The sequence below is a fragment of the Kribbella sp. NBC_00662 genome (assembly GCF_041430295.1).
Lineage (GTDB): Bacteria > Actinomycetota > Actinomycetes > Propionibacteriales > Kribbellaceae > Kribbella.
The window spans coordinates 4799610-4814022 of sequence record NZ_CP109029.1 but is presented as its reverse complement, the minus strand read 5'-3'; the positions used below and the strand labels follow the sequence as shown (position 1 = coordinate 4814022).

The 14413-nt window shown below is 68.6% G+C and carries 11 protein-coding genes; 3 read left to right on the top strand and 8 right to left on the bottom strand.

Features of this window, described 5'->3' with window-relative positions; genetic code table 11:
• Positions 1–45: 45 nt before the first annotated feature.
• The gene (locus tag OHA10_RS24180) at positions 46–891 is read left to right on the top strand and encodes an alpha/beta hydrolase (RefSeq protein WP_371401047.1); all 846 of its coding nucleotides are present in this window, start codon (positions 46–48) and stop codon (positions 889–891) included.
• Here OHA10_RS24180 and OHA10_RS24175 read toward each other — a convergent pair.
• Positions 856–2382, bottom strand: a complete 1527-nt coding sequence (locus tag OHA10_RS24175) for a helix-turn-helix domain-containing protein (protein WP_371401046.1) — start codon at positions 2380–2382, stop codon at positions 856–858. The genes OHA10_RS24180 and OHA10_RS24175 overlap by 36 nt on opposite strands.
• A 162-nt stretch (positions 2383–2544) precedes the next feature.
• On the opposite strand from OHA10_RS24175, the gene OHA10_RS24170 reads away from it, so the two are divergent.
• On the top strand, positions 2545–3765 hold the full coding sequence (locus OHA10_RS24170; RefSeq protein WP_371401045.1) for a hypothetical protein: 1221 nt from the start codon (positions 2545–2547) through the stop codon (positions 3763–3765).
• Between the two features lie 13 nt (positions 3766–3778).
• On the opposite strand, the gene OHA10_RS24165 is transcribed toward OHA10_RS24170, so the two are convergent.
• From OHA10_RS24165 to ppdK, 3 genes are all read right to left on the bottom strand, one after another.
• Complete coding sequence (locus tag OHA10_RS24165) at positions 3779–4057, bottom strand: YciI family protein (RefSeq protein WP_371401044.1); 279 nt, start codon at positions 4055–4057, stop codon at positions 3779–3781.
• A 148-nt stretch (positions 4058–4205) separates the two neighbouring features.
• Positions 4206–4985 (bottom strand): trans-aconitate 2-methyltransferase, encoded by a 780-nt coding sequence (locus OHA10_RS24160; RefSeq protein ID WP_371401043.1) that lies wholly within the window; start codon positions 4983–4985, stop codon positions 4206–4208.
• On the bottom strand, positions 4978–7638 hold the full coding sequence (gene ppdK / locus OHA10_RS24155) for a pyruvate, phosphate dikinase (RefSeq protein WP_371401042.1): 2661 nt from the start codon (positions 7636–7638) through the stop codon (positions 4978–4980). The genes OHA10_RS24160 and ppdK overlap by 8 nt, the downstream gene beginning before the upstream one ends.
• A 287-nt stretch (positions 7639–7925) precedes the next feature.
• Between ppdK and OHA10_RS24150 the strand changes: the two genes are divergently transcribed.
• Complete coding sequence (locus tag OHA10_RS24150; protein WP_371401041.1) at positions 7926–8849, top strand: cobalamin-binding protein; 924 nt, start codon at positions 7926–7928, stop codon at positions 8847–8849.
• A gap of 154 nt (positions 8850–9003) precedes the next feature.
• On the opposite strand, the gene OHA10_RS24145 is transcribed toward OHA10_RS24150, so the two are convergent.
• The 4 genes from OHA10_RS24145 to OHA10_RS24130 are packed head-to-tail and all read right to left on the bottom strand — an operon-like array spanning position 9004 to position 14411.
• Positions 9004–10962: a VWA domain-containing protein gene (locus OHA10_RS24145; RefSeq protein WP_371401040.1), complete on the bottom strand. Its 1959-nt coding sequence runs from the start codon at positions 10960–10962 to the stop codon at positions 9004–9006.
• Between the two features lie 2 nt (positions 10963–10964).
• Positions 10965–12362, bottom strand: coding sequence for a sigma 54-interacting transcriptional regulator (locus tag OHA10_RS24140; protein ID WP_371401039.1), 1398 nt, complete (start codon positions 12360–12362; stop codon positions 10965–10967).
• Positions 12363–12407: 45 nt separating this feature from the next.
• On the bottom strand, positions 12408–13685 hold the full coding sequence (locus OHA10_RS24135; protein WP_371401038.1) for a serine hydrolase domain-containing protein: 1278 nt from the start codon (positions 13683–13685) through the stop codon (positions 12408–12410).
• 9 nt (positions 13686–13694) lie between these two features.
• Positions 13695–14411: a Clp protease N-terminal domain-containing protein gene (locus tag OHA10_RS24130; protein WP_371401037.1), complete on the bottom strand. Its 717-nt coding sequence runs from the start codon at positions 14409–14411 to the stop codon at positions 13695–13697.
• Between the last annotated feature and the right edge of the window lie 2 nt (positions 14412–14413).

The window sequence follows — 14413 nt, the reverse complement described above, 5'->3', positions numbered from 1 at the left end:
CAAAAGTAATAGTACGACCGTTCGTATAGTTAGGGGAGGACGTTCATGCAGAAGGTGATCGGTACGGGTCTGCGGGCCATCGGAGCGGTGTCGCCACGGCTCGGCGGCCGGCTCGCATTCGGGCTCTGGCGCCGGCTGCTCGCGCGCGGCCAGGTTCGCGACAGCGAGCTGGACGTCCACATGGCCGCGCGGGTCGAGGAGGTCGACGGCGCGGTCACCTACGCCTGGGGTGACGGCGTGCGGCCGGTGCTCCTGGTCCACGGCTGGCGGTCACGCGCCTCGCGGTACGCCGGATTCATCACGCGCCTGCTCGAGCTCGGGTACAGCCCGGTGTCGTACGACGCTCCCGGGCACGGCGACTCCCCCGGGCCGATCGTCTCGATCCTCGGGCATCAGCGAATCATCCGCGCGCTCGAGGAACGGCACGGACCGTTCGAAGGCGTGATCGGACATTCGCTGGGCGTGCCGTTCGCCCTGTACGCGGTGAAGGAAGGGATCGCCGCGAAGCGGTTGGTGATGGTCAGCGGGGTCGCCGACTTCGGCTACCTGGCCGACTCGTTCTGCCGAGCGCTCGGGCTGGGGCCGAAGGTCAACCAGCGGCTGCGGCGTGAGATCGAGCGAGGGTACTTCGACGGCGACCGCACCATCTGGAACCGGTTCTCGGTCGCGACCGGGAAGGCGCCGTTGCTCGTGGTCCACAACGACGAGGACGAGGTCGTGGATCCCGTGCAGGCGCAGGTACTGCTGCGGAACTACGGCGAGCAGGCGCATTTCCTGCCCACCGCCGGCCTCGGCCACAGCCGGATCCTGCAGGACCCGGCTGTGATCGCCGAAGCGGTCGCCTTCCTGCAGGACTCAGATGTCCCGGAAGGTCTCGATCTGAGCGCCTAGAGAGTTGAGCCGGGTGGCGAGGTCCTCGTAGCCGCGGTTGATCACGTAGACGCTGCGCAGGACCGACGTACCCTTCGCGGCCATCATCGCGATCAGCGTGACGACGGCCGGGCGGAGGGCCGGCGGGCACATCATCTCGGTGCCGGAGAAGTGCGTCGGGCCTTCGACCATGACGCGGTGCGGGTCGAGCAGCTTGACCCGGCCGCCGAGCTTGTTCAGGTCGGTCAGGTAGATCGCGCGGTTCTCGTACACCCAGTCGTGGATCAGCGTCTGCCCGGTGGCGATCGCCGCGATCACCGCGAAGAACGGCAGGTTGTCGATATTCAGCCCCGGGAACGGCATCGGGTGGATCTTGTCGATCGGCGCGTGCAGCTTGGACGGCCGCGTGGTCAGGTCGACCAGCCGGGTCCGCCCGTTCTCGGCCAGGTACTCCGTACTGCGGTCGTAGTCGAGCCCCATCTCCTCGAGCAGCGCGAGCTCGATCTCGAGGAACTCCACCGGCGCCCGCCGGATCGTGATCTCGGACTTGGTCACGATCGCCGCGGTCAGCAGGCTCATCGCCTCGATCGGGTCCTCGGACGGCGCGTAGTCGACGTCCACGTCGATGTCGGCGCGGCCGTGCACGGTGAGCGTCGTCGTGCCGATGCCGTCGATCTTCACGCCGAGCAGGTCGAGGTAGAAGCACAGGTCCTGGACCATGTAGTTCGGGCTCGCGTTGCGGATCACGGTCACGCCGTCGTACCGCGCGGCAGCCATGATCGCGTTCTCGGTCACGGTGTCGCCGCGCTCGGTCAGCACGATCGGCTTGCCCGGCGTGATCGCCCGGTTGACGAGCGCGTGGTACTGGCCGCCGGTCGCCTTCACCTCGAGGCCGAACGGGCGCAGCGCGGTCAGGTGCGGCTCGACGGTCCGCGTGCCGAGGTCGCAGCCACCGGCGTACGGCAGCTCGAACGCATCCTCGCGGTGCAGCAGCGGGCCGAGGAACATGATGATGGATCGGGTACGACGGGCCGCCTCGGCGTCCATCGAGCTGAGGTCGAGCTGCGCCGGCGGGACGATCTCCAGGTCACCGGCGTCGTTCAGCCAGGTGGTACGGACGCCGATCGAGTTCAGCACCTCGAGCAGACGGTTGACCTCCTCGATCCGCGCGACCTTGCGCAGCGTCGTACGGCCCTTGTTCAGCAGTGACGCGCAGAGCAGCGCGACACCCGCGTTCTTGCTCGACTTGACGTCGATGGAACCGGAAAGTTGACGGCCGCCCGCGACACGGAGGTGGACCGGGCCGCCACCGAGAGAGACAATTTCGGAATCGAGCGCCTCGCCGATCCGGGCGAGCATCTCGAGGGTGAGGTTCTGATGACCCTTCTCGATCCTGTTCACCGCACTCTGGCTGGTGTTCAGTACTTCCGCGAGCTGCGTCTGCGTCCAGCCGCGATGCTTGCGGGCGTCCCGGATGAGGTTTCCGATCCGGCTCAGGTAGTCATCGGTCATGCGCCGGACTTTATCTCACATGTGAGATACCTTTGCACCGACCCGCCGCTGCCAGCGTAGCGAATGTCACCCCTGGGCCGCGAAGGACCCACGTGACCTGGTGAAACGCCCGCAGCCTACAGTTACCCCCAACTCCCGCCGCACCCCGGAGAGGATCAGCAGATGCCCGACGACACCTCCGCCGCGGTGGTCAACGAGTTCGAGGCGGAGTCGTGGCCGCTTGAGGCAGCCGCCGACAGCCTGCACCAGGTGATCGAGGGGTTCCACAACGGTGACACCCGGCCGCTGGTGATCGGCGACGGCGACCAGCCGGTGCTCGTGGTGCTGGCGATCGCCGACCTGGCCGACTTCCGTGCCCGGATCGCCGAGCTGCTCGGCAACCCGGTCGACGCCGGCTGGCTGCGGTACTACCTGCGCTCGAACTTCGACATGAGCTCGGAGCGGCTGGTCGAACTGCTCGGCGTGGACGCCGACCACGGGTTGTCGTCGCTGGCCAGCCAGGTGAACGTCGAGCAGGCCGCAACGCTGATGTCCGACCACGTCCGCCGTACCGAGGCCGGCGGGAATCCGCTGATGCTGATCGGTGACGGGACGATGGCGACCGCGGCGCTGCTCTCGTTCCAGGCGTTCCAGGTGCTGCTCGCGATGGAGGGCGACGGCAAGGGCGAGGACGACTCCTGCGCGCACGACGACGAGGAGAAGCCGACCACGCCGCTGGAGGTGCTGGCCGAGCGGATCGGGCCGGTGTCGACTCAGCTGGTCGCGCAGATCAACGCGGGTCGCGAGCCGGGCCTGCCGCGGTACGAGCTGCACTTCGAGGACGACCTGGTCGACCACCTGCGCGACCTGGAGGCGCGGGCGCAGCAGGCGCCGGGTGCCGGGGCGTACGACGAGTTGAACCAGCTGCTGCATCAGTTCGACCAGATGCGCAGCGGGCTGGTCGAGGTCGATGTCGACGAGGAGCCGGACGAAGCGCCGTACCTGGAAGCGACCGACCTGAGGGCCGCGCTGCCGGACATCCGCGACACGTTCCGCGAGGGCGCCGACGACCCGTACCTGATCGGGCTGGACGGCCGGCCGTTCGCGGGACTGATCTCCTACGACCTGTACGAAGAGCTGCAGAAGGTGTCGGTCGAGCTGGACGGGACCGACGAGGCGCCGGTGCTGCCGCTGCCCGCGCCGCGCTGGGAGAACGGGCCGCGGCTGCTGCCGTTCGAGCTCGCGCTCGAGATGTGCGAAGCGGTGATCGAGGACATCAGCAACGGCGAGGCATCGATGCTGTTCATCGCCGACGAGGACAACGAACCCGAACTCGTCCTCGCCCCGCTCGTCTGGCTCTGGGCGTACGTCGACCACCTGGACCTCGAAGCCGCCGAAGCCTGACTTCGAAGGTCGCTCAGCTGATCGGGAAGAGCGGGTCCCACTCCGACAGGGTGGCGATCTCGTAGACGTCGGCCGGGGTGTAGGGGTCCTTGGCGAGGATGTCGCGGAGCTCGGCCTCGTCGGCGACGTCGTAGATCAGCAGCGCGCCGGTCTGGTCGGGGAACGGTCCGGCGGTGACGAGCTTGCCGGCTTCCTTCAGCTCGGTCAGGTACTCACGGTGCGCCGGACGGACCGCGAGACGACGGTCGGTGTCGGCGAGATCGAAGCGCAGCTGCACGACATAAAGGGCCATGCCGAAACCCTACATCGACCGAAGAATGAAAGGGATTTGGTGCGGGAAAGGGAGTCACGAGCCGCCACAGCGGCTGGTTCAGGTCAGACCCGAAAGTCGACGAGTGATCTCCCTTCCCGCCCGGTTATTCTGACCAGTCCGCGACCCGCTACGCAAGGGGTTGGTTAAGAGAAATTCCTACAGACAGTTGATTCAAATAACGCTTCGTGATCGAGCCCCCGGCCGCCTCGATGAGAGCGCTGATACAGCCGTACAGTCCGTCACGCCGCTCGATTGTCAAGGCCCGATGACCCGAGTAAGAGGACAAAAGTTCTAGGTACTTCGCCGCCGAATAGTCCACATCCCAGACATATCTGCGGAACTCGAGGGACCCGAAAAGCCCAGTTTGTTCGAATCCTTCGGGATCTTTCGGTACGTCGTCCGCGGTGGGCAATCCATCCGTGGCCGCATCGTCGGTGAATCGCTCATAGCACGACTGCACGTCGGCGAAGAACTGCTCGCTTCCACCGGCGACGTGGTGCGTCGACACGACTGCCAACGCACCGCCCGGCCGCAACACGTCCACACATCGCTGCACGCGCGTCGCCGGGTCGAGCCAGTGGAAGGCCGTCGCAGCGATGACCAGGTCGAACGTCCGCGCCGGCAGGTCCAAGGTGTCGAAGTCCGCGACAACTACTTCGACGCCCGGAAGCCTGCGCTTCAGCACACCGGCGAGATCGGGACTGAGTTCGACGGCGGTGACCGGCCAGCCCCGGCCGACCATGGCGGAGGTCGCCTGGCCGGTGCCGGGGCCGAGCTCGAGGACGCGGGGACGGTCGCCGACGATGCCGGCGAGGTCGTCGAAGAGTTCAGGTGGATAGCTGGGTCGGACGCGGTCGTACAGCTCCGCGTCCTCCCCGAAGGTCTGCCGCAGACTCTCTCTACTCACCCGCCAATGCTGCCCGCCCGGCTTCCAGCCGCGCCACCGGAATACGGAACGGCGAGCAGGAGACGTAGTCGAGACCGACGTCGTGGAAGAAGTGGATGCTGTCCGGGTCACCGCCGTGTTCGCCGCAGATGCCGAGCTTGAGGTCGGGCTTGGTCGCGCGACCGCGATCCACACCGGTGCGCACCAGCGCGCCGACCCCTTCGCGGTCGATCGACTCGAACGGCGACACCGCGAAGATCCCCTTCTCCAGGTACCGCGAGAAGAACGCGCTCTCGACGTCGTCGCGGCTGAAACCCCACGTGGTCTGGGTCAGGTCGTTGGTGCCGAACGAGAAGAAGTCGGCCGCCTCGGCGATCTGGTCCGCGATCACCGCGGCCCGCGGCAACTCGATCATCGTGCCGATCGGGATCTCCCCCGCGACACCGACCTCGGCGAGTACGCGCTCCACCTCGTCGCGGGCCAGGTGCAGCTCCTGTACGGCGCCGACCAGCGGGATCATGATCTCCGGCCGCGGATCCATCCCCCGGCCCCGGAGCTCGACAGCCGCCGAAGCGATCGCCCGTACCTGCATCGCGAACAGACCGGGGATGACCAGCCCGAGCCGCACACCGCGCAGACCGAGCATCGGGTTCTGCTCGTGCAACCGCTGGACCGCCGCGAGCAGCGCGGCGTCGCGGCCCGGGTCCTCGCCGCGCTCACGCGCGACCGCGACCTTCACCGCGAGCTCCTCCATCGACGGCAGGAACTCGTGCAGCGGCGGGTCGATCAACCGGATCGTGACCGGGACGCCGTCCATCGCGCCCAGCAACTCCAGGAAGTCTCCGCGCTGCAAGGGCTCCAACTCGGCCAGCGCCGCCTCGAGCTCGGCATCCGTCTCCGCGAGAATCAGCCGCTCGACGGACTCGCGCCGCTCCCCCAGGAACATGTGCTCGGTCCGGCACAACCCGATCCCCTCGGCCCCGAACCGCCGCGCCCGCGCTGCGTCGTCCGCGGTATCCGCGTTGGTCCGTACGCCGAGACGCCGTACCTCGTCCGCGTGGGTGATCAGCCGGTGCACCGACGCGACGAGCTCGTCGCCGGCATCCGGGGCGAGCGTGCCCTCGAAGTACTGCACGACCGGTGACGGGACGACCGGGACCTCACCGCGGAAGACCTCGCCGGTCGTGCCGTCGATCGAGATCAGCTCGCCGGCCTCCATGATCGCGCCGTTGACCTTGATGGTGCCTTGGGCAACATTCACGTCGAGGTCCTCGGCGCCGCACACACAGGTCTTGCCCATGCCGCGGGCGACCACGGCCGCATGCGAGGTCTTGCCGCCGCGGCTGGTCAGGATGCCCTGGGCAGCGATCATGCCGTGCAGGTCGTCCGGATTCGTCTCGCGCCGGACCAGGATCACCTTCTCGCCGCGCTCCGCGGCCTCGACCGCGGCGGCCGAGGTGAACACGACCTTGCCCGACGCCGCACCCGGCGACGCCCCGATCGCCTTGGTGATCAGGTCCTTCTCGGCATCCGCGTCGAACCGCGGGAACATCAGCTGCGCCAGTTGCGCACCCTTCACCCGGTTGAGCGCCTCGTCGGTGTCGATCACGCCTTCGTCGACCAGGCTCGTCGCGATCCGGAACGCCGCCGCCGCGGTCCGCTTGCCGACGCGGGTCTGCAGCATCCACAGCTTGCCGCGCTCGACGGTGAACTCGATGTCGCACAGATCCTTGTAGTGCCCTTCGAGCGTCGCCATGATCTGCATCAGGTCGTCGTACGACGTCTTGTCGAGCTGCTCGAGGTCCGCGAGCGGGACCGTGTTGCGGATGCCCGCGACGACGTCCTCGCCCTGCGCGTTCTGCAGATAGTCGCCGTACACGCCGCGCTGACCGGTCGACGGGTCGCGGGTGAACGCGACGCCGGTGCCGGAGTCCATGCCGAGGTTGCCGAAGACCATCGAGCAGATGTTGACCGCCGTGCCGAGGTCGGTCGGGATCCGCTCCTGGCGGCGGTAGAGGATCGCGCGGTCGGAGTTCCACGACCGGAACACGGCCTCGGTCGCCAGGTCCATCTGGGTCCGCGGGTCCTGCGGGAACTCGCGTCCGGTGTGGTCGTGCACGGCCCGCTTGAACGTCTGGACCAGCGCCTTCAGGTCGTCGGCGTCCAGGTCGAGGTCGTTGCGGGTGCCCTTGGCCTCCTTCGCCGCCTCGATCGCGTCCTCGAAGACATCGCCGTCCATGCCGAGCACGGTCCTGCCGAACATCTGGATCAGTCGCCGGTACGCGTCCCAGGCGAACCGCGGGTTGCCCGACTGGTGCGCGAGACCGTTCACCGAGTCGTCGTTGAGGCCGACGTTCAGGACGGTCTCCATCATGCCGGGCATCGACACGGCGGCGCCGGAGCGGACCGAGACCAGCAGCGGGTCGTCGGCCTGGCCGAGCTTCTTGCCCATCTTCTGCTGCAGCAGATCGACGTGCTTGTCGATCTCGTCGGCGAGGTCGGCCGGCACCGCACCGGTCTCCAGGTACGCACGGCAGGCGTCGGCGGTGATGGTGAAACCGGGTGGTACCGGCAGGCCGAGATTGGTCATCTCGGCCAGGTTCGCCCCCTTCCCGCCGAGCAGCTGTTTCATGTCCTTGTTGCCTTCGGCGAAGTCGTAGACGAGTTTCGGCACGGTCACTCCCTGGGTTGCAGGCGGGTGTTTTCAGGCGCGGGCAGGTGGCCCGCTGGCCCGTCGACTCCGGCGGCGGGGGCGTGCTTTCAGGGTAAGCCCAAAAACCAGTCCAGTTGAACACTGGTCTCACGATGCCGACGTGACGCTCCCCACAGGTCGAAGGCCGGAAAACCCTTCCCTGGTTGACAACGCGAGACAATCGGGCTGTCTCAAAATGAATCACAGGCGGAAGGCGTAAGGCCGGTTTTGTCGGGGTATCGGTCGTTGCCGGCAGCTAGAGTCGGCGGGTGCGCATCGTTTCCCTGCTGCCCTCGGCGACCGAGATCTGCTTCGCGCTCGGTGCCGGTGACGACGTCGTCGGCGTGACGTTCGAGTGCGACTATCCGGCGGCTGCGCGCGGTCGGCGGATCGTGTCGACGACCGCGTTGCCCGACGGTTTGACGCCGGGTGAGATCGACGCCGTCGTACGGCGGAAGGTCGCGGCCGGGGAGGATCTGTATCACCTGGACGCCGGCGTACTGCGCGAGCTCGCGCCGGATGTGGTCATCACGCAGGACTTGTGCGCGGTCTGCGCGATCGAGGTGACCGACGTCGAGGAGGCACTCAGCTACCTGGGCTGCCGGGCCGAGGTGGTCACCACGGATCCGCACAACCTCGACGAAGTGCTGGTGTCGATCGAGACGATCGGAAAGGCCATCGGCCGCGATGCGGCGCCGTTGGTCGACGCCCTGCGGGGCAGGCTGAAGCCGAGCCCGGAGCCGCATCCGGTCGCTCCCCCACAGCAACCGGGCCGGCCGGCACGGCAGCCTCGTCCGTCGCCTGCAGTTCCGGGCCGACGGGTCGCGCTGCTCGAGTGGACGGATCCGCCGTTTGCACCCGGACATTGGCTGCCGGAGATGGTACAGCTGGCGGGCGGGACGAATGTGCTGGGGAACGCAGGCCAACGGTCTGTCCCGATCACATGGGACGACGTACGGGCCGCGCGACCTGAGGTGATCGTCTCGGCGCCGTGCGGGTTCGAACTGGAGGCGGCCGCGAAGCTGACGGCCGAGTTGCTGCCGCAACTGCCGGCGAACGCGCAGGTGTGGGCCGTCGACGCGAACGGGTACTTCGCGCGGCCGGGGCCTCGCCTGGTGGATGGCGTGGCCGTACTGGCTGCCATCCTCCAGAACGAGACTCCGGACCCAGCCATCGCCCGCCGCTTGCGCTGACCGACCGCACGCCAGTCGAGAGGTTCACCCCTCGACTTGCTCCTTCACCGACCGCATGCAAGCGGTGAACGGGCAACGCGAGAGGTTCACCCCTCGCGTTGCCCGTCGCGCAGATGGGTGCCGGCACAGAGGGGCGGAGCGGGGTTGCTGGGGGTTAGAGCTTGCGGCGGGTCCTCAGGTAGTCGCCGACGACGGCGGCGCCGAGGCCGTCGGGGTCGGGCGCTAGCACCCGGCCGCCGCTGCGCCGGGCGAGCAGATCCACGAACGCGTTCAGCCGCGGGTCGTCACCGAGGCGGAAGACGGTGAGCGACGCGCCCAGCTTGGCCAGGCGGTCGACCTCGAAGATCGTCTTGCGGAGCGTGGCCGGCTCGGGCGGGTAGGAGAACTCGGCCGTGCCGTCGGGCTCCAGGTGCGCGGTCGGCTCGCCGTCGGTCACCATCAGGACGACCGGCTGGGCGTCCGGGTGGCGACGAAGGTGGCGGCCGGCGAGGAGCAGTGCGTGGTGCGCGTTGGTGCCCTGCTCCCAGGTGCCTTCCATCCCGATCAACTGCGGCAGCTCGACCACCCCGGCGTACCGGCCGAAGGTGATCAGCTGGAGTGCGTCGTTGCGGTAGCGGGTCGAGATGAGTTGGTGCAGCGCGAGCGCCGTACGCTTCATCGGCAGCCAGCGGCCCTCCTGGACCATCGACCAGGACGTGTCGACCAGCAACGCGACCGCGGCACGAGCGCGATGCTCGGTCTCCGCGATCTCCACGTCCGCCACATCGAGCTTGACGCCACCACCACCGGTGTGGGCAGTCCGCAGTACGGCGTTGCGCACCGTCCGCGGAACGTCCCACGGCTGGGTGTCGCCGAACTCCCACTGCCGGGTCGACCCGCTCAGCTCACCAGCCGCACCGGCGTTCGCGGCATCACGCTCACCCGATCCACGGGCAGCCCGCAGTACGTCGGCCAACGCGGTCTGACCGAGCTGACGCAACGCCTTCGGCGACAAGCGCAGCGAACCATCGGGCGCGCGCTCGATCAGACCCTGATCACGCAGTTGCCGCTCCAGCTCACTCAGCCGACGCGCGTCGACCGTTGCCTCGTCACCCAATTGCCGGGTGAGCGCATCGAGGTCGATATCCTCGAGCCGCGCACCCGGATACGACTGGGCGAGCTGTTCGGCCAGCGCATCCAGCTCGGCGAGATCCGACATGGCTCGCGCGCCCTCGGCGAGACCGAGCGGATCCTCACCACTCATCTGCTCGGACCCGTACCAGTCCTCGCCCGGACGCAGCGCCTGCAGCTGAGCGTCCAGCTGCGACAACTGCTGGGCGAGTTGCGCACTGCCGAACGCCTGCTGCGACAACTCCATCAATTCGGCCCGCTGCTCGGGCGTCATCGAGTTCATCATCCGTTGCGCCGCGGCCGCGCGCTGCGCGAGTACGTCGATGAGCTCCTCGACGTTCTGCGGGTTCTCCGGGAAGAACTCGCCGTGCTTGGCCATGAACTCCTCGAACAGCTCCGGCACCTCGGGCCGGCCCTGCGCGTGCGCCGCGAGCAGCGCGTTGAGGTCGGTCAGCATCTCGTTGATCGCCTCGACGTCCTCGGGCGTGGTCTGCTGCAGCGCCTCCTTCATGCCCTCGAACCGCGACCCCAGCAGCTCACGCCCGAGCAGCTCGCGGATCTCCTCGTACTTCTGCCGGCCTTCCGACGACTGCCAGTCGTAGTTGGCCAGCTCCCGTACTGCGGCCGCCGTACCGGACGGCAGCGCGTCGAGCTGCGCCTCCCGGAACCGGGCGTCGTCGGACGGGTTCGGGAACAGCTCGTGCCGCTCGGCCTCCAGTGCCTCGTTGAGCAGCCGCTGTACGTCGCGCAGCGTGCCGTCGAGGTTGTGCCGCCGCTCGATCTCGCGGCGGCGTTCCCACAGGCGGCGACTCAGGTCGTCCAGACCCTGGGTGTTCCGGGTGCCGCGCCGGAGCAACTCCTCCAGCGCGGACCGCGGCGACGAACCGTTCATCACGTCGCGCCCGATCTCGTCCAGGGCGTCCCGCAGATCCGCGGGCGCCTTGAGCGGATCGGGCCCGTCGTGCCATGGACCGTACGACCAGCCCTCTGGAATCGACGACATGATCAGGCTCCGTAGACCGTGGTGTCGTCGTCGGCGTCCTTGGCCACTCGTTTGGACAGGTAGAGCATCTCCAGCGCGAGCTCGATGGCGGCGGCGATCCGGCCGGACGAGTCGTCCGGCTCCACACCGGCGCGGGCCGCGACATCGTGCAGGACGGGCAGCTCGGGCAGCGCGGCCAGCACGTCCCGGCCGGGCACCCGCTCGCCAGTGGTCACAAGGTTGCCATCGGCAATGGCATGCGCCAGCGGGGTCAGGTCGAGACCGGCGAACCGCTCACGTGCCGTGTCGGCCACCGACCGGCGCAGCAGGTACTCGAGCAGCTCGATCTCGCGCCCCTCCTCACCCGGCTCGAACTCGAGCTTGCCCCGCAGTACTGCGGGCACCGCCTCCAGGTCGACCGGCCGGGCGACGGCCGGCGTCTCGCCGGTGATCGCGCTCCGGCGCAACGCGGCGGCAGCGATCGTCTCGGCCGCGGCGACGGCGAACCGGGCGGACACCCCCGAGCGCTGGTCGATCGCGGTCGACTCGCGCAGGTGCCGGACGAACCGCGCCAGCACCTCGAGCAGCGGCTCGCCGACCTCGGCGGTGAACTCGGCCTCCTGCCGGATCACGTCGACCTCGGCGTCGATGTCGAGCGGGTAGTGGGTCCGGACCTCGGCGCCGAACCGGTCCTTCAGCGGCGTGATGATCCGGCCGCGGTTGGTGTAGTCCTCGGGGTTGGCCGTTGCCACCAGCAACACGTCGAGCGGCAGCCGCAGCGTGTAGCCGCGGACCTGGATGTCGCGCTCCTCCATCACGTTCAGCAATGCGACCTGGATGCGCTCGGCGAGGTCGGGCAGCTCGTTGATCGCGACGATGCCGCGGTGCGACCGCGGGACCAGGCCGAAGTGGATGGTTTCGGGGTCGCCGAGACTGCGGCCCTCGGCAACCTTCACCGGGTCCACGTCGCCGATGAGGTCGCCGACGGACGTGTCCGGGGTGGCGAGCTTCTCGGCGTAGCGCAGGTCGCGGTGCAGCCAGGCGACCGGCAGGTCGTCGCCGAGCTCGGCGGCGCGGCGCTTGGAAGCAGGGGTGATCGGGTCGAGCGGGTGCTCGGGCAGCTCCGCGCCCTCGATCACCGGGGTCCACTCGTCGAGCAGCCCGACCAGCGTGCGCAGCAGCCGGGTCTTGCCCTGGCCGCGCTCGCCGAGCAGTACGACGTCGTGCCCGGCGAGCAGCGCGCGCTCGAGCTGCGGAATCACCGTGCGGGTGAATCCGACGATGCCGGGCCACGGATCACGTCCGGCCCGGAGCTGTTCCAGCAGGTTGTCACGGATTTCGGCCTTGATCGACCGGGGCAGATAGCCGGCGGCCCGGAGGTCACCAGCCTTACGGGGAAGTTCAGCAGGTGCACTAGTCACGCTGAAGACGTTAGCTCGGTCAGCCCAAACTGCACCCGGTTTATCTCACCGCCTGGGCGTGACGCGTCCCGAGGTGAAGAGGTGGGTCGGTGTGAACGTCAGCGGGACCCAGGGGTGCTCCGGAGAGTAACGAATGACGAAATGGTCCCCGTCGAGCGGCTCGGCCGGCAGTACGTCGTACTCGTGCACCGGCTCCTCGGCGAACGCCAGCCGGTCCCCCGTCGCCTGCTCGGTCAGCACGAGACCGTCACCACGCCGTACGACGTCCAACCGCACGCTGGCGCGCTCGTAGCGCCCGACATGCCGGTCGCTAACCGGACCGTCGACCGGTTGCGGCGCCGCCGGATGGCCGACGCCGACGTGGTGCTGGAACACCTCGGAGGCGAGCGGCTCGAACAGCCTGGTCCCGTTACCCGAGTTCGTCAGCAGGCACATGATCAGCCGCGCCTCCGGATCGACCCGCAGGAAGGCGGTCTGCGAGATCGTCGAGCCGTCGTGGCCGAAGATCCGGCGGCCGTCCCAGTCGTAGATCCGCCAGGTCAGACCGAGGTCGACGAAGCCGCCGATCCCGCCGGCGAACGGCACCTGCGGCTCCTGCATCGCCGCGTACTTCTCGTCGTCGAGATGCATCCGGGCGAACTCGAGCAGGTCGGCGGCACTCGCCGTGATCAGTCCGGCCGGGCCGATGCTGCGCGGCAGCTGCCAGGTCTTGACCGGTGAACCGTCCTCCGCCGTGTGACCGCGGGCGGCCCGGTGCAGGATCGCCTCCTCGGGCAGCGTGACCGTGTGCGACAGGCCGAGCGGCTCGACCAGGCGCGCTCGCAACGACTCGTCCCAGGTCCGGCCGTCGAGCACCTCGATCAGCCGGCCCAGTACGACGAATCCCGCGTTGCAGTACGAGTACGCCGTACCCGGCTCGAACAACTGCTCCACGTCGGCGAGCAGGGCGACGTACCGCTCCAGGCAGTCGTCACCCCGGCCCGTGTCGGTGAACAGGTCACCGTCGATGCCGCTGGTGTGGGTGAGCAGGTGACGGACCGTGATCCGTGGATCGATCGGTGCCTCGGGCAACAGTTTGACCACCGGGTCGTCCAGCTGCAGCCGGCCCTCGGCCGCAAGCTGGACGATCATCGTCCCGGTCCACGGCTTGCTGACCGACCCGATCTGGAAGACCGAGTCGGCGGTGGTCTCCACCTCGGTCGCGGTGTTCAGCACGCCGTACGGCGTGATCGTGGTCGCACCGTCCTGCCAGATGCCGAGCACCGCCCCGGGCACCTCAGCCGCCACCGCCAACTCGTTCAACCGCGCAGACCAGTCAGGCATGCGCCCAACCTACTTCTTGAACCCTTCCAGCGCCGCGCGAATATCGGTCCAGGCTGCCGACTCCTCCAGCCCCTGCTCGAGCAGGATCTTCGTCGCGATACCGGCCTGGTCGCGGTAGAACGCGAGCAGGAGATGTTCGGTGCCGACGTAGTTGTGGCCGAGCGTCAGCGCCTCTCCGACCGCGCCCTGCAGGACGTGGGCCGCACGCCGCGTGTACGGCGGGTTCTCGGCGTCGAGCTCCTTCGGTTCCGTCGACGGTTCTGCTGCCGGGCTCTCGGCGTCGACGGCCCGGAGGACCGATTCCTCGGTGATGCCGTGCTGGACGAGCACCTTGGCGGCGATCGCGCCCGGCTCCTTGTACATCCCGAGCAGGAGGTGCTCGGTGCCGACGAAGTCGTGGTTGCGGGCCCGGGCGATGTCGGCGGCGGCCTGCACCACCGAACGCGCCCGCTGGGTGTACCGCTCGAAGGCCGGCCGCGCGGTCCAGGAATCGGCGAACCGCTTGTGAGCGGCCTGCTTGCTCACGCCGAGCACCGCGCTGATCTCGACCCACGACTTCCCCGCGCCGCGAGCCCGGTCGACGAAGAACCCCAGCGCGGCGTCGCCGGTCGCGGTCAGTTCACTGATCGTCGCGGCGGCGGTCGCGAGCTGCTCCAGCTCGTCGTCGCTGCCGGCATCGGTCTTGATCGTGTTGATGAGCTGCTGCAGATCGGGTCCCGGAGTCATGC